This is a genomic window from Methylophaga thiooxydans DMS010 (assembly GCF_000156355.1).
Lineage (GTDB): Bacteria > Pseudomonadota > Gammaproteobacteria > Nitrosococcales > Methylophagaceae > Methylophaga > Methylophaga thiooxydans.
Window position 1 is genome coordinate 192194 of the sequence record NZ_GG657883.1, and the last position, 22573, is coordinate 214766.

Genomic DNA, 22573 nt, shown 5'->3' on the forward strand with positions numbered 1-22573 from the left:
CTATGAGTGATAAAATTATTATGCGTACCGGTGAAGCACTGGTTGGCGGTGGTCCAGCATTTACAGCTGCAGAACCTGAAGTTGTTATTGGTGAATTAGACGGTCCATTCGGTACGGCGTTTGCTAACCTGATGGGTGATCAAGTTCAAGGTCACTCACGCGTTTTGGCGCTGATGAACACAGATATGCAAGTTCGCCCAGCAACTCTGATGGTATCGAAAGTTACTGTTAAGAAAACGGCCTACACCAACATCCTGATGGGTACGGTCCAAGGCGCTATTGCTAACGGTGTTCTGGATGCAGTGCGTAACGGCACCATCCCTAAAGAAAAAGTAAATGATCTCGGTATCATCGTTTCTGTTTGGTTGAACCCAAGCATTACAACTGTTGAAGATTTGGATCATGAAGCCTTGTTCAATATTCACCGCGAAGCAACACGTCGCGCGCTTGAAAAAGCAATGAACAATGAACCAAGCATTGATTACCTGCTGGAAAACCAAGAAAAACTGGTTCACAAGTACTACCAGAAAGAACTGGACGCTAAGGCATAAAATAAGAGGAAACTCAACGAGTTGAATGTGGTCAATCAGTATGAGGATTGATTCACAGCCTCAATATATTAACGGTCTGTCTGCTAATAGTAGATAGGCCGTTTTTTTTGGTATGTATAATGAAAGCATGATTGATTCCGCCCAGGCCGAAATGGATATTTATTCCATAGAAAAACTGATGCATGAAACCCGACAATTGGCGGCAAAATACCGCCAAACGACGGGTAGTACGTTACCCGTAACCAGTGAAATTGCACGCTTTGACGCGGCTCGCGCCCTAGATTTAGTCTTAATTGATGATGCAAATAGCCATATTGATGCGATAGGTCGAAGTGGCGATCGCACAGATAAACGGGTCATCATCAAAGGCAGAGCCATATTTGACACAACACGGGCGAGTCCTCGAATAGGTCAACTTAATCCTGAGCAGGACTGGGACTTAGTTGTGCTGGTGTTGTTTGATGAGAACTACGAAGTCGATGAAATATTTGAAGCTAGTCGCGAAGCCATTGCCGATGCACTTGATTCGAAACGAGACAGTAACCGCAAAAAACGTGGTGCGATGTCGATAGCGCAGTTTAAAATCATCGGTCAGCGCGTCTGGAGTCGTGAAAATGGCCCTGAGCAGGACGTTTGGGATAACCAAGAGAGCTAATTAAAGGGAGTCGATATGAGCGTGGGTGGATTTATATTCTGGGGTTTGGTGGCTGTTTTACTGGTTTATATCGTTATTCTTTACAACAATCTGGTCAGTCTGAAACATAATGTCAGTAAGGCATGGTCTAATATCGACGTGTTACTCAAACAGCGTCACGACGAGTTACCCAAGTTAGTCGAAACCTGCCGTCAATACATGCAATATGAACAAGAAACTTTAGAAAAGGTAATGCAGGCCAGATCGTCGGTTGCTACTGCACAGCAACAGGGTGATATCGCCCAACTTGGACAAGCTGAGGGCGCATTGCGTTTAGGCTTAGGCAGTTTATTTGCGGTAGCAGAAGCCTATCCTGATTTAAAAGCTGATGAGACTTTTCAACATTTACAGGCCAGAATTTCGGGGCTTGAAAATGCGATTGCAGATCGGCGTGAATTCTATAATGAAAGTGTGAATATCAATAATGTCAGGATAGAGCAGTTCCCCGACCTTATCATCGCGCGCTTTTTCAATTTCAAAGCATTTACCCTGCTTGAGTTTACAGAGCAGGAAACGGTTGATGTTAACTTACGTAAGCTTTTCGACTAAACAGTGCAGACGTTCTTGGCGCGAGTTGCTAGCGAATTAAAACAACTCAGTGACGTAGAGTTCTGGATAGGGTTTTCGGTTGTTTTCGTCATCGCGGCTTATGCGTTTTGGCGAATGGTGTGTTGGTTTCAACACAGTAAACTCATAGAAAACACGCCCACTGCGCGTATTCGATCTGCTCCGCAAGGCTATATCGAACTTATTGGTGAAGCCAAATTGATGGATGGTCCACCGATTGTGTCCCCCTTGTCCGGCACACGCTGCACTTGGTATGAATATAAAATAGAAGAAAAAGTCCGTGAGTATGATGGAAAAGGACATTTTCGCTCTCGTTGGCGGTTGGTGAAAGAACACATTAGTGAAGAGATTTTTTTACTCGCTGATGACAGTGCTGAGTGTGTTATTGATCCCGATGAAGCAACAGTGATTACTCGTGATAAGCGGGTCTGGCATAACCATGCTATCGCTCCGCCACGACGATATACAGAACGAACAATACTGGAAGGCGAGCCAGTTTATGCGCTTGGATTATTTAAGACAGTAGCCAGCGTTGAAGATAATACAATACGTAAACAAGTCAGTTTGAAGTTACGTGAATGGAAAAATGACCCAAATCAGCTGTTACAACGTTATGATACCGACCGAGATGCTGAAATCAGTGCGAAGGAATGGCAAAAGGCACAGTCTGATGCCACGCTGGCAGTTAAACGGGATATTGGCCAACGAGCAAAAATGAAACAACTGAGTATGTTACGAGTAAGCCCTCATAAAAGTCAGCCTTATATACTGTCCACAGTGCCAGAGCATAAATTGGTATCACGCTACCAACGCCGTGCCGTATTGGCGATGGTCGGCTTTATGAGTCTCGGAGCAATGCTAGTTTGGGCCATCAATCAGCGTTTGGTAATGTGATGCAAACGGATATAGAACAACTGTTTGCAGAGGGTGGATTGCTTTCTAACCATGTGGAAGGCTACAGCGCCCGAACACAACAGATTGAAATGGCAGAAAAAGTCAGTGAAGCACTGGCAAATAACGAAGTATTAATTGCTGAGGCAGGAACCGGCACCGGAAAGACCTTTGCCTATCTCGCTCCTGCGATGCTTTCAGGTCAAAAAGTATTTATTTCTACCGGCACTAAAAATCTACAAGATCAATTATTTAAAAAAGATTTACCGAAATTACGTGAGGTGCTTTCTGTGCCTTTAAAGGCTGCATTATTAAAAGGTCGTAGTAATTATTTATGTCATCACCGCTTAGCCTTAGCAGAGTCTGAACCAAGTGCCGTTTACCAGCAACACACATTGCAAACATTACGTGAATGGATGGGGAAAACATCTTCCGGTGACTTGAGTGAGACAGATCTGCTGGAAGAGCAATCACCGCTTTGGCCCAAAGTAACCTCGACAATCGATAATTGTTTAGGACAGCAATGTCCTGATTATGACGATTGTTTCATTGTAGAAGCTAGACGCAAGGCACAAGAAGCCGACATTGTTATTATTAATCATCATCTATTAATGTCCGATATGGCATTAAAAGCGTCAGGGCAGGGTGAGGTATTACCCGATGCCGATGCATTTATCATCGATGAAGCGCATCAATTACCTGCCATAGCCAGCCAGTTTTTGGGACACCGTGTTAGCAGCCATCAAATCCAAGAACTGAGCCGAGATAGCATCCGAGAGATGGAGCTGGATGCGACGGATATGGAAGATATTCGCCAGTCTGCAGAAAAAATCGACAATCGATTGCATCAATTTAAACTGACGCTTGGCGATAAAGAGCAACGTCTCCCGTGGTATCAAGTCGTTCAGCAACAAACCACGACTCAAGATGCTTTAGATAGTTTGATAATGGCTATTGAAAAATTAGAACAAAGCTTGGAGCCAGCGAGTGAGCGGGGTAGAGGACTAGAGCAATGTTATCAACGCTGTCAGGAAATCATTAAAAAGCTGAATGTTTTTAGTGATAATGAAACCGATGATAATCTGATTTTGTGGCTTGATGTTCGCGGTGCTAGCTTTATTTTGCATGCGACACCGCAGGAAATCAGTCAGCATTTCCAACAATGGATAGCAGACAAACCGAGCGCATGGGTCTTTACCTCTGCCACCTTAACGGTGGCCGGAAAATTCAATAATTTTATACAACAACTAGGCATTGATGACCCAGTGACGAAAAGTTGGCAAAGTCCTTTTGATTATGCCAGCCAGAGTCTTTTGTATATGCCATCCATACCGGTTGAGCCTTCAAATAATAGCTATAACAGTCACATAGCGAATATAGCTAAAGCAGTTATTGAATATAGTCAGGGACGTATATTTCTACTGTTTACCAGTTATAGAGCGTTACACGAAGTGGCTGATGCCTTACAGGATATGGAGTATCCAATATTGGTTCAGGGAGCAGGGGCGAAGAGTCAGCTGTTAGCTGAGTTTCGAGAACACGGCAATGCTGTGTTATTAGGCACCAACAGTTTTTGGGAAGGTGTCGATGTCAGAGGGGAAGCCTTATCCTGTGTTTTGATAGATAAGATTCCTTTTGCTTCACCGGGGGACCCGGTTTTGGAAGCCAGAATTAATCATTTACGTGAGCGGGGGGGTAATCCATTTCGTTCGATTCAGATTCCATCAGCAGTCATCCAACTCAAACAGGGAATAGGCCGCCTCATCCGTGATAAACGCGATTACGGTGTTTTAGTGTTATGTGATCCGCGATTTCTAAGTAAACCTTACGGTAAGATTTTCATGCGTAGCTTGCCACCCATGCCGATAACTCAGCAACTTGATGATGTTGCCGAGTTTTTTTCACTAAAAGCCACTGTTTAGTTCAGATCGGCGGCATATTGCTTGAGTACTGCCATTGGGATGATCTCAGTCGCGCGTTGATGTGTTCCTGCCAAATAGATCTTGGGTGCCATGTCATGCTCATATGCCTCAAGCCAGCGTTGTGCGCACAAACACCAGCGATCTCCTTCCTTTAGACCAGGAAAGCCAAATTCTAATACAGGCGTGGTGAGGTCATTACCGCGAAATCGCGAGTACTCAAGAAATGCTTGGTTTACCTGCACGCACACTGTGTGTTGACCATAATCGGCGTCACTGGTATTGCAACAACCATCACGATAAAAACCAGTTAACGGTTCTTTACTACATGTTTCGAGTGGTTCCCCAAAAACGTTCAATGACTCATCTATATCCATTACTCACCTTGAGCAGTTCATCTGAATGAAACGTGACGTGATAAAAAGGGCTAATTAAGGTGTATTTTACCGGCCAACTTTTCATGTATTGATAACTCAGGTACATCCAGTGTCATACTGACATTAAGAGTTTCGGTACCTGATAGTTGACGCTCATCCAGAGCTCGCAGCACAGCGTGCTCAATTTCGCGCTGTGCATTAATGCCGACTTTTTTCAGGAATTTGCGAATATCCATATTGAATGTGTCTTCATTCATGATATTGCCCCTTTACGAATTAATCGTATTTTAGATATTTAAACCTAGCGTCATCAGGCGTACCGGGTAAGGCGCCATCATCAAGACCGGGTTGCCACATCACGACTTCTTCAATTTTCTTAGCCAGTTCAAAGTCTTTATTAGTGATGCCTTTAGCCGCATGGTTCATCAGTTTAACAATAACAAAAGCGTAAGAAACAGTGAGATCGGGGTGATGAAATCCTGCCTCAGCGAGATGTCCAACAGTATTGACCACCATTAAGGTGCTTTTCCAACCACTCGTTTTGTACTTACGGCGGATCCAGCCATTTTCCAGATACCAATGAGGAAGCTCCTCTTTTAATATGGCTTCTACTTCTTCATCGCTATACGTTTTGTCGTTATTTTCTTCTCTCCAGCCCATTGTTTTTCTCCTTAGTTTATAACTGTATTGTACGCTCAGTTAGACATATATAACGATGACTGTCAAAGGTTGAACTAATGCCGAAAACGGCTTGTATCAATGCGTTGAAAGAGTAAGATGAAAGTGTGTATAACTTTCTTGAAAGCAGAAGGAGGAGGGGATATGAATGATGTAGCCAGCTTTAAAGAAATCGGGTTTCTATCTGAACATTGCAGTCATGGTGATTTTGCGACAGAAATTAAACAAAGCGGCCACTACATGGCTTGCATGGATCTTAATAAGCTTGCTCAACAGATTTTAAATCATTGTCATATTCACCCTGATGACGAAAAAGAAGTCTACTTAACCCTTCATTTCCAACGGATGTTGTCGCATTTTCAGTCAATAGTCATCATGTCAGAGCGCGGTATGACGCATCAAGTTGAAGTGATGACACGCTGTATGCTCGAGTTGCTCATTAACCTGGTTGCTTATCATCAAAATGCAGATGTACTGAACGCCATGATTGTCGGTAATGATGACCAACGGCGTGAGGTATTGATTAAGCTATTAAACGAACAAGAGCGAACACCGACATTCACAACATCAGAGATGACGTATTTAACCGACGTAATTAACAGTGCCGATAGCATCGACCGTGAAGATATTCATGTCTTCATGAAAGCGGAACTTGCAGGTCTGTTGAATGAATATCGCACAACGTATCAATTATTGAGTGAAAGTGTTCACAGCTCATTACATTCCTTACAAGCCGATCTTGAGGTGGATGAACAATCAGACTCGATAATTGGCATTAACACTTGTGCCGATCATCAAGACCGTTTGTCCTCATTGATGTTAACCGCAGCTGACTATTTAGTTTCAGGAATTGAAATTATCCTGCAACTTCACAAACAAACTGATCAAAGCAACGCATTGGAAAATGTTAAACAACAACTCCAGAATGTTTGGCAACACACCGTTGTTAAAGTCTCGCATCGCTAATTCTTAAAACGCGTTATTCAGCAACCTAAGTACTCAAATTACGCTCAGATTTTTAATTCTGGGCGTAATAGTAGTGCTTTAACAAATCATGTTAGTAAGTGACCACATCATTCCTATGCTCTGTTAGTTAATACTTAATTTAACATAATATATATTATACGAACTTAATATAAAAACCAAAAGAGTGTCTAATACTCGTGTTCTTTAGATACTGTATGTTCAGAATTTAAAATCTATATGTTCTTTTTCGAACAACATGAACACAAATTAAAAGTTGGATTACATTGTAGGTTTAAATTGAGCTGGCTCAATATTGCAGCAATGAATTCTTACTTCACTTAATAGATAATTCTCTGGAAGTTTTATTCTGTCAAAACCATGACTATCGATAATACGAGCGCTATTGACTTGAAATAATTACTCCTTAATTTTAATCCTCGGCCAAATAATATTGATAAGCGTCAAGTCTGCCGGTGTATAGTAAAAAACAGTATAAATAGAAAAGTATTTTTGTATTTACTGCAAAGAAGGTATTGATGAGTGTTCAAGCCAAAACGGAAGACCTGGAAACATTCATTGCCGTGGTAGACAGTGGCGGCTTTTCGTCGGCTGCATTGTTACTTGATCAGCAAGTGGCTAAAGTCTCACGAGCAGTGTCCCGACTGGAAGCTGCGCTTAACTGTACGTTGCTCAACCGTACCACGCGACGGATAGAGTTAACGGAAGAAGGTCATCTGTTTATCGCTTATGCCCGTGAAGGTTTGACAGCACTGGAGAAAGGCGAAGATATGCTACGTTTGATGCATGGAAAACCTTCTGGTCGCTTGCGTGTGGATGCAGCCAGCCCCTTCGTGCTGCATCAACTGACACCACTCATCAGTGAGTTCACGACGTTGTATCCAGACATCCACCTCGACATCACCTCACACGACAGCATTATTGATTTGCTGGAGCATAAAACCGATGTCGCCATTCGCCTCGGAGACCCGAAAGACTCCAATATCAATAGCCGGCTTTTAGGCCGGAGCAAGTTACGTCTGGTCGCCAGTCCGGATTATCTGGCCAAACAACGTGAGCCCCATACCGAGTCGGACTTGATGTCACATCGCCTGATTGCGTTTACGGATGCACCCAGCCTGAATGACTGGCCGCTCATTAATAAAGTCATGCTGACGTTTGCTATCGGTGCCAGTAGTGGCGAAACAGTCAGGCAGCTTTGCCTGGCTGGTCAGGGTGTCGCCCTGCTCTCAAATTTCATGATCAGGCAGGATTTGAATCAAGGAAAGCTCGTTGAAGTGCTGCCCGGCTCTATCGCAAGTCCGAACCGCCGCGAGTCAGTTCAGGCGGTTTTCTATAAAAACAGTGCCGTCTCCTCGCGGATAACGGCACTGCTGGATTTTATCAAACCGAGGCTTACGCTATAAGCAATTAAAAAACACTACGGATGCTACCGCCTTCGGCACGGATACTAGCACCATTCATGATAGCTGCGCGTTCACTACAAATAAATGCCACGATATTGCCGATTTCCTGCGGTTCGATCAGCCTGCCGATAATCGACGATGACCGGTTTTCAGCCATAAACTGCTTCTCTGCTTCATCCGGCTCAAGCTCCGGAAACACATCCTGGATAAATTTCTGTAAATTGTCGGTACGTGTCGGTCCCGGAAGTACGGCATTAACAGTCACTTCCGTGTCCTTGGTGAGTTCTGCCAGAGCACGAGAAATGCCCAGCTGCATGGTTTTAGTCGCCGTATAATGTGGCATTTCTGGTGCAGCCATCACGGCTGACTCACTGGAAATAAACACGACTCTGCCCTGCCCCCGATCCAGCATGCCTTTCAGGTAATGACGTGCCAAACGCACCCCACTCATGATGTTGATGTCAAACAAGCGTTGCCAAGAAGCGTCGTCTTCATCAAAAAAACCTTCGACCTCGTAAATACCCAGATTATTAACCAGAATATCGACTTCCGGCACTTGCGATATAGTAGTTTCCACCCCCACCTCTGTTCCGTTATCAGCGACCAGTGGCACAAGATTGGCGCCTGGCATAGCTAAGCGTTCAATGGCGCTGTTGACATTACTTTGTGTGCGACCGTTAATAATGACGCGAGCACCTTCCGCAGCTAAGGCTCGTGCTATTTCCAGCCCGATACCACCCGATGAGGCTGTCACCAGAGCGGTTTTATTTTTAAGATTTAAGTCCATATTTTTACCTGTCAGTTGTGTTTAAGACAGGCCTAGTCTGGCGAATTGGAGAGCGCACAAAAACCGCATAAAACGAAAAAGCAATTTGTTAATTACGCAATAGTATCCGTAGAAACGGTTTCTTAATATGGCGTCTCACATCTCAAGTTAAGTATGAATAGTATTCTTTAAAGCTATGATAATAAATAGCTAATATGCTTTTCATGCGGCAGCTTTATCACTCCACTGAGGTGGTTGTCAGCACTCCAAAAGCAGGAACACTTTAACGTAGCAATTTACGGTCAGTATTAGCATTACCTAAGAAAAACTGCACGACTCGCCCTCTCATCTGTTTTTGATAGCAAGGACAGCAAAACTGTTTTGTCATTGCTACGGTTAATCGTTCAGCGCGTGTTTGCTAACGTATGCTCAAACTAAATTCAGGAGTATGTGATGACCAGCCTTTTTGACACCCTCCCCTTGGTGGGAAAAATATTGAAGAACCGTATTGTTATGCCACCAATGACGCGTTCCCGCTCCACCCAGCCTAGTGATGTTCCTAGCCCGTTGATGGCGACCTATTACAGTCAACGTGCCTCGGCTGGTCTGATTATCAGCGAAGGAACGCAAATTTCTCCGCTGGGCAAAGGCTATGCCTGGACACCAGGTATTTACTCAACAGAGCAAATTATCGGTTGGCGCCAGGTTACCGATGCGGTACACGCTGCCGATGGGACTATCTTTGCTCAGTTGTGGCATGTTGGTCGTGTGTCACATCCGGCGAATACGGGGGGCGTCACCCCAATATCACCTTCAGCCATTCAGGCTAAAAACGTCAAAGTGTTTATTGATGACAATGGTCAGACAGGCTTTGTCGACAGCGTCATGCCTCGCGCTATGAGTAAAGCGGATATCGATAAGGTTATCGGTGAATATGTACAAGCAGCCCTCAACGCTATGTCTGCCGGGTTCGATGGGATTGAACTGCATGCCGCCAATGGTTACCTCATTAACCAATTTATTGACTCCCAAAGTAATACCCGTACAGATGAATATGGTGGAAGCCTCACTAACCGCCTGCGTTTTTTAAGTGATGTTGTCGCCGCTGTTAGCGATGCGATAGGCTCAGAAAAAATCGGCGTTCGTCTGGCACCTCTGACAACCTTAAATGGCACCGTGGATGATAATCCACAGCAAACCTATGAGGCCATCGCAACGTTACTGAATCAATATCAGGTGGCCTATATCCATATTGCTGAAGCAGACTGGGATGATGCACCGCTGATGCCACTAGACTTTAAACGCTCACTACGCCAACGCTTTGGTGGGATGATGATCTATGCTGGGAAATATGACAAATCGCGGGCTGAAACCGCAATAGCCGAAGGCTGGGCCGATATGATTGGCTTTGGCAGGCCCTTTGTGGCAAACCCTGACCTACCTCATCGCTTAGCCCAAAACCTGGTACTTAATACACATCAGCCTGATACCTTATTTGGTGGCGATAAAAAAGGTTATACCGATTACCCTAGTGCCAAAGAACAGTTTTCATCGGCCTGTGCATGAGGAAATCGATCATTACCCTGAAGTTTCGTGATTCAGGGTAATGATAATTCTGCTTTTTGGGTGCAACTTGTCAGTGCGCCAATGAAAAACCACGTAATACGTGAAGTCTGCTAATGACAATTAGCCCCATGGCATTCAGACCAATTATTTCAAGTACTGCCATTGTGACAAAAAACGATACTATTGTTACTGAAAAACCGACGGCATTTTGATACGTACCGGACGTCTTTGAGGGGATTTACCTACTCTTATATTGATATTCTCAATTTATTTATGTCTGATCCGTGTCGGTTTTTTCTCTCTTCCCCAATACGGAACTTCCCTATCGTGATCAATAAGGTGATAACGATGAGCCTCCAGTGATTCCTTATTTTTAGGGTGGAAGACTTTACTATATGCGATGGTCAAAGCAAAAAAAGTAATCACGGTAACTGTCACCCCTACCCAATCAGCCAGAGCCATGTTGTGAATATCCATCGAGAAAATCTCAAGTAATTGAATTGTCATCGTCTTATCCTTGAATTAGGCAGCTGAGGCTTGATTAGCGGCTTCTCGTGCTGTGGTTTTGGTTGCTAGATAAATAGTAACCGACACATTCCACAACATCAGACAGGCGCCAGAGAAGAAAATTAGGCCGCCAATAGCCCTCATTGCATAATATGGATGCATTTGAGCTACAGACTCGACGAAGGTATATGCCAGATTTCCGTAATCATCGTAAGCACGCCACATCAAGCCTTGCATAATGCCGGAGACCCACATAGCAGTGATGTAGATTGCTGTACCTAAAGTCGCCATCCAGAAATGAACATTGACTAGACGTGTTGAATAAAGCTTTGTATCCCATAGTTTCTCTACCATGTGATAAATAGCGCCTATTGACACCATTGCTACCCACCCCAGCGCCCCGGCATGAACATGCCCAATCGTCCAGTCTGTATAGTGAGATAAAGCATTCACAGTTTTGGCAGACATCACCGGGCCTTCGAACGTCGACATGGCATAAAAAGCCAGCGATACGATGAGAAACCTGAGAATATAATCCGTTCGGAGCTTGTCCCAGGCGCCACTCAAGGTAAACATTCCGTTGATTGCACCACCCCAAGATGGGATGATCATCGCTAATGAAATAGCTGCACCAAGCGAGCCGGTCCAGTCAGGTAATGCTGTGTATTGAAGGTGGTGAGCACCCAACCAGACATAACCAAAAATCAATGCCCAGTAATGGATAACTGACAGCCTGTAAGAATAAACCGGACGGTTTGCTTGCTTAGGAACAAAGTAATACATAATCCCTAAGAATCCAGCAGTGAGAAAGAAACCAACGGCATTGTGCCCCCACCACCACTGAATCATGGCATCCTGTACGCCTGCAAAGATGGAGTACGACTTCCACATTTCAACAGGAATAACCAGACTGTTAACGACGTGCAGATAGGTGATCATGATCATCATAGCCAAAAAGAACCAGTTCGCCACATAGATATGTGAGACTTTTCTTATGGCCAAGGTCATGATGAAATTATAGGTGTAAGCCAGCCATACTGCTGTTATCAATATATCGAGAGGCCACTCCATCTCTGCATATTCTTTAGATTGGGTATACCCCATTGGTAGAGTGATAATTGCTCCGATGATGACTAAATTCCATCCCCAGAATGTAAACCAGGCTAACTTATCACTCCATAGCGCTGTGTGACACGTTCGTTGGACAATATAGTAAGCCGAGGCCATTAATGTCGAGCCGCCAAAAGCGAAAATAACTACATTCGTATGGACTGGACGTAGACGACCAAAACTCAGGTACGGGTTATCAAAATTCAATACAGGCCAAGCCAATTCGGAAGCGATCCAGACGCCTACACCTGTGCCGATCACAAAGTAAACACACGCCATCACTAAGAACCATTTCACAATATCGTAATTGTATGGTTTGGATTCCATTTTCTTTTTCCTACTAAACGTTAAATTACAGCGCGACGTCTGAACAGTGGCTCAGGCTCAATTGCCGACCCTGAGTATCGTGTGCTAATACCGTTCAGACCTTTCATAGCATCTAGAATGTCTTTATCTTCTCTGACTGCAAAGCTGTTAAAACCACAACGATGCATATGTGTCAGTTGGTCTCTCAGCACATCGCCAAATGCCCTGAGCTCCCCTCTCCACCGCAGTTGAGTTCTAAGTTCAACAGCTTGAGTGTATGCACGACCATCAGTAAATTTTGGAAAGTTGAGTGCAATTAGTTCAATTTTGTCTAACCACGGCTCAACAAGATGAACGTCAGTCTCATTGTCCAACCAAAATGCTTTAGGGGCAGTTGCATAGGCTTCAGCTGACTCAAGCCATTCCTTAAAAGGTATAACCAACATAGACTTAGGCCATATCGCTTCACTATTTTCTATCGCATCAACGAGATGCCAATTATCGTGTTCACTGATTTCTGGCTGAGATGAGTTCACTAGGCTAATAACATTATTCATTCTGCAGTCTCCATGGCGGGTGCGTAGACACGCTCTTTGAATGGGGTGATACCTATTCTTTGAACCGTATCGCTAAACTGCTCTTCTAATTCACGGTGAGTGATGAATACTTGTACTAACTTGTCTATGACTTGAGGAACATCGGCTGCTTTAAACGAGGGCCCAATCACTTTACCGATCCGGGCATCTTCACCCTGCTTGCCACCAATCGTGACCTGATACCATTCACTCCCATTCTTATCGACGCCAAGAATGCCGATGTTGCCTACATGATGATGGCCACAGGCATTCATACAACCAGAAATATTGAGATCTAACTCACCGATGTCATGGAGATAATCCAGATCTGAAAAGTGTTGCTGTATATCAGCTGCCACTGGAATCGATTTCGCATTGGCAAGTGCGCAGTAGTCACCACCTGGGCAGGTAATCATATCTGTTAAAAGGCCAATGTTTGAATGGCCGAGATCTGCCTGTTTTAGTGTCGACCAGACATCGTAAAGGTGTCTTTTTTGAACTGATGGCAGGACTAAGTTTTGCTCGTGTGTGACACGAATTTCGCCATCTCCAAACTGTTCAGATAAATCCGCAATAATATTCATTTGGGTAGCGGTCACATCACCTGGTGGATTGTTAGGTCCAGGTTTAGTTGAAATGACAACACTCAGATAACTTGTATGCTTGTGATCATGGGTATTTTTATCAACCCAGTTCGAAAATGTATGATCACGTGCTAAAGCTGCTTCATATTCATACGTTGGTGCTTCGACTAAGGACGCTGACTGAAATTGTTCTGCAACACGCTGAAATTCAGTTGCCGTTAATTCACTAGGCCCATTCTTGATTTGCTGCCATTCTTTCTCGACTTCTTCTGCGAAAACATCGATACCTAAGCTCTTCACTAAAATTTTAATCCGCGCTTTGTAGCGGTTATCACGTCTTCCGTGACGGTTATATACTCGCAGTACAGCTTCGAGATAAGTGAGCATGTGTTGCCATTCAAGCCCCTCTTTCAATCTTTGACTAAGAATTGGCGTACGTCCCAATCCGCCTCCAACCATGACATCCAGTCTTAATCCCCCGTGAGTGCGGTTGATATAAATACCAACGTCATGAGTGCGTACCGCAGCCCGGTCTTTTACCGAGGACGAGACCGCGATTTTGAATTTACGAGGTAAAAACAAGAACTCAGGGTTAATCGTTGACCACTGTCGGATGATTTCAGCAAATGGCCGGGGATCGACAAACTCATCAGCTGAAACACCAGCAAAGGCTTCTGTGGTGACATTTCTGACTGTGTTCCCAGAGGTTTGGATAGAATGCATTTCTACATCGGCTAATCGTTCAATAATTTCAGGAACCCGATCCAGTTCGATCCAATTGAACTGAATATTTTGCCTTGTTGTGAAGTGTCCATAGTCTTTGTCAAACTCAGTAGCTATGTCACCGAGTGTTCTAAGTTGTTTGCTAGAAAGTGTTCCATATGGGATAGCTACTCTAAGCATGTAGGCGTGCTTTTGTAGATAAAGTCCATTTTGTAATCTCAGCGGGAGAAACTCTTCTTCAGTTAGTTTACCTGCCTGATACCGCTCAATCTGGTCGCGAAACTGAGCCACTCGCTCCCTGACGAGTGCTTTGTCATAAAAGTCGTATTGATACATGCTCAACCTTATTCTTTATGGTGTTATGAAGACGGCGTCATAGCTGTCTGAAATGTCATTTGTATTAACAGATGTTGCAGTAAACCGGATGTCATGAAGTGTTTCTTTACCTTGCTGGTTCATTGGTAAACGAACGAGCGCTGTGACAGGGACAATTTTTCCTGGCTCCACAATGTATGTTTTATCTAGGCCATCTATAAAGGCAGCTTCTAAGCCAGAAATCTGATATCGGATCTCGAGTGAAGAGTCGGTTTTATTGAGTAACTTCAGCGTGTATTTGTTTTGAATATCACCATTACTCATACGAATAAATAACGGTTTTCTTTCATGAATCACGCTGAATTCAGTTGGTGAAAAGGTTGAGAAACCGTAAATGACACCTATAACTGAAAGCAGCATGATTAAACTGTAAACAATTACGCGAGGACGTTTTATCAGTGGGACTGTGGGTATCCCCTTATACAATTCCTTATAGGATGCATAGCGGATTAGGCCTCGTGGTTGTTCGATTTTATCCATAACGCTGTCACAAGCATCAATGCAAAGCCCACAGGTAATACAGCCCTCTTGCTGGCCTTTACGAATATCAATTCCAGTAGGACATACCGCTACACATAATTTGCAGTCTATGCATGCACCTTGGTTTTTTGATTCTTGACGAGATAATTTTCCTCTTGGCTCGCCACGTTCCGCATCATAGGCGGGTAATACAGTCTCTTGGTCATACATAACGCCTTGTAAACGTGCGTATGGACAGAGCCAGAAACAAACCTGTTCACGCATAAAACCAGCAAACCAGTAGGTGAAGAACGTAAAGGTTCCCATTACTATCCATACAGGTAGTGGTGCGGTTAGGGAAAAAATATCGGCCCATAACTGGAAGCTATCAGTGAACCAGGCTGAGAATGTAATGCCTGTCAGCATCGCTATTACAAGCCATATACTATGCTTGGCAACCTTGTTTGAAACCTTTTTTATAGTCCATGGGGCTGCCTGAAATTTTGCTCTTTTTTGTGGTGTGTTACCTTCGAACTTGCCTTCGATAATGGTGAAAACTTCAGTCCATACCGTTTGAAAGCAAAAGTACCCACAAAAAACGCGACCAGCGACGCTCGTGGCAGCAGCTAATAATATTGCGAAAAATAGTAATGTCAGTGACAGTACCCAAATATCTTGGGGAAAAAGTGATAAGCCGAATAGGTGAAATTGCTGGTTTGGTATATCGAAAAGTACGGCCTGTTTTCCATTCCACCTTAGGTAAGGACCTATGAAATAGATTAGCCAGATTGCCATGCCAAAGTTTTTGAGCGTGCGGAACCGCCCTTTCATTCTCTTAGGCAAAATTTTTCCATGCTCGCCAGTATTGACCTCCCATTCCGAGAGGGTGTCATAGACTTCAACTTTGACTGGAATATCTATTAATTTTGACATGGTGTTCTCCTAGCTAGCCAATAGCTGAGCCGTATTACTAGATAATGGATTTAGAGCGTGTTTGTTTGGCATCGCACAAGTCAGCCAACAAGGTCAATCCATGACGCAGCGCCGGATAATCACTAGCACCTCCTAGCGAAACCCTAACCGCCTGTACTCGGCTACGCGTACTGACAAAAGCTGTAGAGGGAACAACAGACACGCCTATCCGGCTGGCACGCTCAGAAAAGTCCAAGGCTCTGGCGCCTTTAGGAAGTTGTAACCATAAATGAGGGGCAACAGGATTCGTCAGTAATTTTTGTGTATCTAAAATGGCGTTTGCCAACTCTTGTCGTTTGATATTTTCTGCTTTGATAGCATCGACAATATGAGTGATATGACCTGTGCGTATCCATCGTGCAACAACGGCACTCATTAGAGGTGGGGCCATTATGCTACTAATACGCATCTCTTCTGCTAGCGATAAGGCATCATCCAATTGAGGTGCAACAACATAAGCTACTCGTAGTGCGGGTGATAAGCATTTAGAAACTGTGGCGATATGCCAGGTAAGTTCAGGAGCCAGGCTATAGAGTGCAGGTAATGGCTTATCCAGAAACGGATAATACGGGTCATCTTCAATCAGTTTGAGATCGTGCTCTCTGGCGAGTTCTGCAAGTTGCAGACGTCTCTCCAGAGTCAGCGTCGCCGTAGTCGGGTTATCAATATTCGGCGTGAAGTAGAACGCATCTGGCTGATGTTTCTTGATAACTCGTTCCAGATCTTCGGGAATGATGCCAGATTCGTCCATTGCTACGCTGAATACATCAAGCTGAAGATGATCAGCAATTGAGCGAAGGCCCGGATAACATAACTCCGGGGCAAGGATAGACTTTGCCCCCGTCCTCTGTAAATAACTCAGTATTGAGTAAATGGCACTATGCGCACCACTGGCAATTAGAATCAAATCAGCACTGACTTTTTCTAGCTTCTGAGCTAACCATAATCCCCCTGCTTCTCTATCATCTGGATGACCAGCTGTTTCTTGATAGCTGAGGTGGTGCAGTGGTTTTGACGAAGAAGCACTTAATTCTGTGAGTGTTGCAGCAATATCCTGCTCTATATAGAGATGCGGCGGAATGGGTGGATTGTTCATACTCAAATCAAGGGGTTTTCCCTCGGTTATATGTATAGAGTTGTAATTAGTAAACGCCGTCTGAGCGATGAATGTGCCACTGCCAGCCTGAGCATCAACAAGTCCTCGTTTTGCCGCTTCATTCATTGCTCGTGTCACGGTAGTCAGATCGATGCCAAGATCATTAGCAATTTGTCGCTGAGGTGGCAGACGATCACCTGGTTTGACGACACGGGTCTTAATATCAGACTCAAGTGCTTCAACCACACCGATATATTTCACTCGTGCGCTTTCAATAATTCGTGGATGCCATACCGCCATTTTCCACCTCGTTAATTCCATACAATTTAGGTATAAAAATCATATCCTAAAACACTATGTATGCAATAAAAACATACAAATAACTTGTAAATAAGCAATTGTATGGATTGAATTTTTCGTATTCACATACAATTACGTTAATGTGGTGAGTAGGAAGTTAAGCTGCTGCGCAAACACTGCAAAAAAAACAGTGGATGTTGAAAGAAAATCTTAGTTGTGGAGTAAATATATCTAAGAGCTGAAATGTTGGCGTGAAGATGACAAAAGTGGCTTTAAGATGATCCGACATGAAACCTGATAAATAGTTTTATAGTCGAACCAAGCCTCTTTTACTGGGAGTTATAATTACCTAAAAAGCCCAACTAGCGAGAATCGAGCATAATGCTTGGAGAATTAGGCAAGCGAGTGTGTTACTGAACTAATATAGTAAGGCATAGTCACTATTTGTGATTGCTATAGAGTTCAGGTACCAATGCCCAAGCAAAATCACCAAGATAAAAATAATGAGCTGATGCTGAGAAATAAGCTGGCAAAGCTTATTAGTCAATATGCTCCAGCTGACGGGCTGTTTGAAGTCTGTCCCGGTGTTCGGGTTCTCAGAGAGTCATCTCAGGATGCTAAGCCCGCTCGGAATATCAGCCAACCCGGAATGTGCATTGTTGCACAGGGTGCAAAGCGTGTTGTATTGGGCAATGACATCTTTGAATATGATAATTCCAGAATGGTGGTTTATTCTACTGAAGTCCCTATTTCTGCCAACATTATCCGGGCGAGTATTGATGAGCCGTATTTGTGCCTGATTATCGACATTACACCACAGAAACTTGCAGAATTGACTGCTAAGGCCTTCCCCCATGGCCTGCCCAGAGTCCCAGAATCTAGAGCGATTCATATTGGCCCCACTAACCCTAAGATAGTGGATGCCGGGATTCGGCTGTTGGAGTTATTTTCAGAGCCTGACGATGTTGATTTGTTAATACCGCTTGTGTTGGATGAAATTTTTATTCGTCTTCTCAGAAGTCATATCGGTGCTTTAGTGGCTCAAATTGGTATCACTGATTCAAATCTACAAAAGGTGTCAAAAGGGATTTCCTGGGTACGAGAGCACTACGCACAACCGATGAAAGTGGATCAGCTTGCAGCACACGTGAATATGAGTGTGTCGGCATTTCACCAACACTTTAAAGCTGTTACCACGATGAGCCCACTGCAATTTCAGAAAGAATTACGCTTGCATGAAGCCAAAAATTTGATGCTATCTAAAATGATGGATGTTAGTTCAGCCAGTCTGCAGGTTGGCTACGCCAGCGTATCTCAGTTTAGTCGCGAATACAGTCGTCTGTTTGGTGTTTCACCAAGCAAAGATACGCGTTCCGCCTGACATCACTACGAACGAACTATTTAAAATTTACTATAAACAAAGTAAGGGGTTTATGAATGAAACTCACGATTAATGAACAAGTGCACGAGCTGAATGCACCCGATGAAATGCCCATTTTATGGGCGCTTCGTGATGTGCTGGGTATGACCGGTACAAAGTTTGGCTGCGGTAAATCGTTGTGTGGTGCCTGCACCGTGATGCTTGACGGAAACCCTATTCGTTCTTGTGTGACGCCAGTTAAAGCAGCAGAAAATAAGTCGATCACGACAATTGAAGCCATTTCTGAACAAAAAACCGGGCAAGCGATTCAAAATGCCTGGATCGAAAATAATGTGCCGCAATGTGGTTACTGTCAGTCTGGTCAAATCGTGTCTGCCACGGCTCTATTAAACGCTAATCCTCAGCCTAACGATGAAGATATCAACAATGCGATGAGTGGCAATATCTGTCGTTGTGGTACTTACAACCGCATTCGTGATGCCATCAAGCAGGCTGCAAACAAGCTGGAGGCCGATCATGAAGGATAAAATCGCTAATATCAGTCGACGTAATTTTGTTAAAGGTTTTGCACTGAGCGGTCTGGTGTTAGCCGTTGGCTTGCCCGGGTTATCGACAGCTGCAGAAGCCAAGCAATATGGTCGTGATGGCATGCCTCATGGTTGGGTGGATAATCCTTTAGTCTTTGTTTCCATAGCAGAAGATGGCACGGTAACGATTGTCGCCCACCGCTCGGAAATGGGCCAGGGGGTTCGCACCAGTCTTCCGATGGTCGTTGCAGATGAGATGGAAGCCGACTGGGCTCAGGTTAAGGTTGTCCAAGCCTATGGTGATGAAGAAAAGTTTGGTAACCAAGATACCGATGGTTCACGCAGTGTTCGCCACTTCTTTATGCCGATGCGTAATGTTGGTGCTGCTGCACGCATGATGCTGGAAACGGCCGCTGCCGCTCTGTGGTCGGTGCCAGTATCAGAAGTCAAAGCGATGAATCATAAGGTCGTGCATGAGGCTTCTGGTCGCTCAGTAGGTTTTGGTGAACTGGCGCAGTCTGCGTCGAAGCTACCTGTACCTGAGAGAGAGTCACTCATATATAAAGATGCCAGTGATTTTCGATACATCGGTAAATCTGATATGAAGCTGGCTGATGGTGAAGTTATTGCAACAGGCCAGACTGAATACGGCATGGATATTCGTTTAGAAAACATGGTGTATGCCGTTGTTGCTCATCCCCCTGCTTATGGTGACACGCTGGCATCGTATGATGATAAAGAAACGCTTAACGTCCCCGGTGTTATCAAAACGCTTACCCTTCCCTCAAGTGCTCCTCCGGCTGTGTTTAACCCGTTAGGTGGTGTTGTTGTCGTTGCTGAGAATACTTGGGCAGCGATTCAAGGGCGTGAAAAGCTAAAAATTGAATGGAAAGCTGGACCGAATAGTGATTATGAGTCCGCAGCGTTTCGTGAAAAAATGCAAACGTCAGCAAACCAAAAAGGTGGAAAAGTTTTAAGACAACTGGGTGACAGCTATCAGGTACTCGAGGACGCAGAAGCAACTATTAGCGCAGATTACTACATTCCACACCTTGCACAAGCCCCGATGGAGCCACCAGTGGCAACCGCTTATTTTAAGGGTGATTCCTGTGAGCTATGGGCGCCAACTCAAGCGCCACAGGCGAGCCGGGATACAGTAGCGAAGTGGCTTGAACTAAAACCGGAGCAAGTTAAGGTTAACGTGACTTTGTTAGGGGGTGGTTTTGGGCGTAAGTCTAAACCGGATTTTCTGGTCGAGGCGGCACTTACTTCAAAAGCGTTAGGCGGAAAGCCAGTAAAGCTGGTATGGACGCGGGAAGATGATATTCAGCATTCCTACTTCCATACGGTGTCTTATGAACATCTTCAAGCCGCCTTCGACGAAAATGGTAAAACCCAGGCCTGGCTGCATCGCACTGTTGCGCCTTCAATCGCCTCAACGTTTGATGCCAGCTCTGTACATCAAATGCCGATCGAAATTGGTATGGGGGTTGTGAATATCCCCTTCTCTATTCCTAACATCCAATTAGAAAATCCGGCAGCTGAAAATCACACCCGTATTGGTTGGTTTCGCTCGGTTTCTAATATCCCTCATGCTTTTGCTGTGCAATCGTTTATTTCAGAGATGGCACATCAGCAAAACCGTGACCACAAGGCGTTGTTGCTGGAACTCATTGGTGATGATCGTGAAATTGATCCACGAATGTTACGTGATGAGTGGAACTATGGTGAGTCACCCGAGCAGTACCCGCTTAACACGGGACGCTTACGTCGTGTGATTGAACACGTTACTGAAACAGCGAATTGGGGTAAAAGCCTGCCTGAAGGCCAAGGCCAAGGTTTGGCCGCCCACTATAGTTTTGTGACGTATGTGGCTGCTGTCGTAGAGGTAAAAGTAAGTGACGATGGTGAGGTATCAGTGCCTAAAGTTGATATTTCGGTTGATTGTGGCCCACAGGTAAATCCGGAGCGAATTCGCTCACAGGTTGAAGGTGCCTGCATTATGGGCATTAGTTTGGCGATGCTCGGAGAAATCAGCTTTAAAGACGGTGTTGCTGTTCAAAATAATTTTGATGGCTATCAGGTCAGTCGGATGAATGAAGCCCCTGCCGAAATCAATGTTCATCTGATGCCAGCCAATAGCTACGATGATCCACTAGGTGGCGTCGGTGAACCAGGAATGCCACCGATAGCGCCGGCTTTATGTAATGCCATTTTTGCTGCGACGAAGAAACGTATTCGCAACCTCCCTATACGCTATCAATTGGAGGCATAGATGCAAAGCACTGACATTACTGTGCTCAAACAGGCGCAGCAGTGGTTGACTGAGGGGTATTCGGTTTGGTTAAGCACTGTATTGAAAACCTACGGCTCGAGTCCACGCCAACCCGGGGCGATGTGTGCGATTCGAGAGGATGGCGCCTTGGTAGGCTCCGTTTCCGGTGGTTGCATCGAAGACGATCTTAAAGACAAAGCGCTGCAAGGCACATTAACAGATGATGAAATTGTATTTCTGACCTACGGTGAATCAGTTGAAGAACGTGATCGGTTTCGTCTGCCTTGTGGTGGCACCTTGCGTCTTGCTGTAGAAAAAATAACAGATGCGACGTGGCTGCTCGAGGTGTTATCAGCAATAGAGCATGGACAACGGGTTAAACGACGCGTGTCTCTTCACAGTCGAGAAAATGTTATAGAGACTGTATCGCAATTTGATAAACAGGTAGAAGAGCAACAAAATCAGCTGGCATTTGTTTATGGCCCACGCGCTCGCTTGTTATTAATTGGGGCTGGTGAAACCTCAAGCTATCTCGCCAAGATGGCATCAGCACTGGATTATCAGGTCATGGTGGCTGAGCCACGTGAAGACATGCAGTTAACTTGGCAGTCAGACGATGGTGAACTGCTGGCAATGATGCCAGATGATGCCGTCATCAAGATCAAGCCTGATTTTAATACCAGTATTATCACACTGACTCATGATCCCAAGCTCGACGATATGGCGCTGTTGGAAGCATTGAAATCAGATGCCTTTTACATAGGCGCCCTGGGTTCATCTCGGACTAATGCTAAGCGGCGGGAAAGATTGGCTATGTTTGATTTGACCCAAGAGCAAATTTCTCGCTTGCATGGTCCGGTAGGTTTGGATATTGGTAGCAAAACGCCGGCAGAAATTGCTGTTTCCATTTTGGCGGAGTTAGTGAAGTTGAAGCAGAGTCAACAACATCAACTTCAGCATCCAAAGATTCGTGCAGTCAGTTAA

22 protein-coding genes are annotated in these 22573 nt (G+C 44.6%); 12 read left to right on the plus strand and 10 right to left on the minus strand.

The window, feature by feature from the left end; all coding sequences use genetic code 11:
- Positions 1-2 precede the first annotated feature (2 nt).
- The 5 genes from fae (at position 3) to MDMS009_RS01190 (ending at position 4625) form a co-directional block, all read left to right on the plus strand.
- The gene (fae, locus tag MDMS009_RS01170; protein WP_036313335.1) at positions 3-551 is read left to right on the plus strand and encodes a formaldehyde-activating enzyme; all 549 of its coding nucleotides are present in this window, start codon (positions 3-5) and stop codon (positions 549-551) included.
- A gap of 127 nt (positions 552-678) precedes the next feature.
- Positions 679-1206, plus strand: coding sequence for a hypothetical protein (locus MDMS009_RS01175; protein WP_237700444.1), 528 nt, complete (start codon positions 679-681; stop codon positions 1204-1206).
- A 15-nt stretch (positions 1207-1221) separates the two neighbouring features.
- Entirely contained in the window at positions 1222-1794 is a 573-nt protein-coding gene (locus tag MDMS009_RS01180) for a LemA family protein (RefSeq protein WP_008289849.1), read from the plus strand.
- 3 nt (positions 1795-1797) lie between these two features.
- On the plus strand, positions 1798-2706 hold the full coding sequence (locus tag MDMS009_RS01185) for a hypothetical protein (protein ID WP_154646937.1): 909 nt from the start codon (positions 1798-1800) through the stop codon (positions 2704-2706).
- Complete coding sequence (locus MDMS009_RS01190; RefSeq protein ID WP_237700445.1) at positions 2676-4625, plus strand: ATP-dependent DNA helicase; 1950 nt, start codon at positions 2676-2678, stop codon at positions 4623-4625. The genes MDMS009_RS01185 and MDMS009_RS01190 overlap by 31 nt, the downstream gene beginning before the upstream one ends.
- On the opposite strand, the gene MDMS009_RS01195 is transcribed toward MDMS009_RS01190, so the two are convergent.
- The 3 genes from MDMS009_RS01195 to MDMS009_RS01205 are packed head-to-tail and all read right to left on the minus strand — an operon-like array spanning position 4622 to position 5659.
- Complete coding sequence (locus MDMS009_RS01195; RefSeq protein ID WP_272941064.1) at positions 4622-4993, minus strand: DUF2237 domain-containing protein; 372 nt, start codon at positions 4991-4993, stop codon at positions 4622-4624. The two genes, MDMS009_RS01190 and MDMS009_RS01195, sit on opposite strands and share 4 nt — an antisense overlap.
- A gap of 56 nt (positions 4994-5049) precedes the next feature.
- On the minus strand, positions 5050-5256 hold the full coding sequence (locus MDMS009_RS01200) for a DUF6494 family protein (RefSeq protein ID WP_008289931.1): 207 nt from the start codon (positions 5254-5256) through the stop codon (positions 5050-5052).
- Between the two features lie 19 nt (positions 5257-5275).
- Positions 5276-5659 carry a 4a-hydroxytetrahydrobiopterin dehydratase gene (locus MDMS009_RS01205; protein WP_008290051.1) on the minus strand — a complete coding sequence of 128 codons (384 nt, stop codon included), beginning with the start codon at positions 5657-5659 and terminating at the stop codon, positions 5276-5278.
- A gap of 162 nt (positions 5660-5821) precedes the next feature.
- Between MDMS009_RS01205 and MDMS009_RS01210 the strand changes: the two genes are divergently transcribed.
- Positions 5822-6643 carry a DUF5677 domain-containing protein gene (locus MDMS009_RS01210; RefSeq protein WP_154646938.1) on the plus strand — a complete coding sequence of 274 codons (822 nt, stop codon included), beginning with the start codon at positions 5822-5824 and terminating at the stop codon, positions 6641-6643.
- A 536-nt stretch (positions 6644-7179) separates the two neighbouring features.
- Positions 7180-8067 (plus strand): LysR family transcriptional regulator, encoded by an 888-nt coding sequence (locus MDMS009_RS01215; protein WP_008290008.1) that lies wholly within the window; start codon positions 7180-7182, stop codon positions 8065-8067.
- 4 nt (positions 8068-8071) lie between these two features.
- On the opposite strand, the gene MDMS009_RS01220 is transcribed toward MDMS009_RS01215, so the two are convergent.
- The gene (locus MDMS009_RS01220; RefSeq protein WP_008289890.1) at positions 8072-8854 is read right to left on the minus strand and encodes an SDR family NAD(P)-dependent oxidoreductase; all 783 of its coding nucleotides are present in this window, start codon (positions 8852-8854) and stop codon (positions 8072-8074) included.
- 432 nt (positions 8855-9286) lie between these two features.
- Here MDMS009_RS01220 and MDMS009_RS01225 point away from each other — a divergent pair, with 432 nt between their 5' ends.
- Entirely contained in the window at positions 9287-10399 is a 1113-nt protein-coding gene (locus tag MDMS009_RS01225; RefSeq protein ID WP_043887709.1) for an alkene reductase, read from the plus strand.
- A gap of 267 nt (positions 10400-10666) precedes the next feature.
- Here the strand turns inward: MDMS009_RS01225 and MDMS009_RS01230 are convergent, their stop codons facing one another.
- Genes MDMS009_RS01230 through MDMS009_RS01255 form a run of 6 tightly spaced genes read right to left on the minus strand, consistent with a single transcriptional unit; the run spans position 10667 to position 17427 of the window.
- Entirely contained in the window at positions 10667-10906 is a 240-nt protein-coding gene (locus MDMS009_RS01230; RefSeq protein ID WP_043887710.1) for a hypothetical protein, read from the minus strand.
- A 15-nt stretch (positions 10907-10921) separates the two neighbouring features.
- Complete coding sequence (ccoN, locus tag MDMS009_RS01235; protein WP_043887711.1) at positions 10922-12343, minus strand: cytochrome-c oxidase, cbb3-type subunit I; 1422 nt, start codon at positions 12341-12343, stop codon at positions 10922-10924.
- A 20-nt stretch (positions 12344-12363) separates the two neighbouring features.
- Positions 12364-12879 (minus strand): DUF934 domain-containing protein, encoded by a 516-nt coding sequence (locus tag MDMS009_RS01240; protein WP_008290056.1) that lies wholly within the window; start codon positions 12877-12879, stop codon positions 12364-12366.
- Positions 12876-14540 carry a nitrite/sulfite reductase gene (locus MDMS009_RS01245; protein WP_008289925.1) on the minus strand — a complete coding sequence of 555 codons (1665 nt, stop codon included), beginning with the start codon at positions 14538-14540 and terminating at the stop codon, positions 12876-12878. The genes MDMS009_RS01240 and MDMS009_RS01245 overlap by 4 nt, the downstream gene beginning before the upstream one ends.
- Before the next feature lie 15 nt (positions 14541-14555).
- Positions 14556-15971: a cytochrome c oxidase accessory protein CcoG gene (gene ccoG, locus MDMS009_RS01250; protein WP_008289939.1), complete on the minus strand. Its 1416-nt coding sequence runs from the start codon at positions 15969-15971 to the stop codon at positions 14556-14558.
- Between the two features lie 37 nt (positions 15972-16008).
- The gene (locus tag MDMS009_RS01255; RefSeq protein WP_237700446.1) at positions 16009-17427 is read right to left on the minus strand and encodes an aminotransferase-like domain-containing protein; all 1419 of its coding nucleotides are present in this window, start codon (positions 17425-17427) and stop codon (positions 16009-16011) included.
- A 451-nt stretch (positions 17428-17878) separates the two neighbouring features.
- Here MDMS009_RS01255 and MDMS009_RS01260 point away from each other — a divergent pair, with 451 nt between their 5' ends.
- Genes MDMS009_RS01260 through MDMS009_RS01275 form a run of 4 tightly spaced genes read left to right on the plus strand, consistent with a single transcriptional unit; the run spans position 17879 to position 22573 of the window.
- Positions 17879-18787 carry an AraC family transcriptional regulator gene (locus tag MDMS009_RS01260; protein WP_008289853.1) on the plus strand — a complete coding sequence of 303 codons (909 nt, stop codon included), beginning with the start codon at positions 17879-17881 and terminating at the stop codon, positions 18785-18787.
- Between the two features lie 56 nt (positions 18788-18843).
- The gene (locus tag MDMS009_RS01265) at positions 18844-19314 is read left to right on the plus strand and encodes a (2Fe-2S)-binding protein (RefSeq protein WP_008290043.1); all 471 of its coding nucleotides are present in this window, start codon (positions 18844-18846) and stop codon (positions 19312-19314) included.
- Complete coding sequence (locus MDMS009_RS01270; protein WP_008290096.1) at positions 19304-21589, plus strand: xanthine dehydrogenase family protein molybdopterin-binding subunit; 2286 nt, start codon at positions 19304-19306, stop codon at positions 21587-21589. Before MDMS009_RS01265 ends, MDMS009_RS01270 begins: the two co-directional genes overlap by 11 nt.
- Complete coding sequence (locus tag MDMS009_RS01275) at positions 21590-22573, plus strand: XdhC family protein (RefSeq protein WP_043887714.1); 984 nt, start codon at positions 21590-21592, stop codon at positions 22571-22573.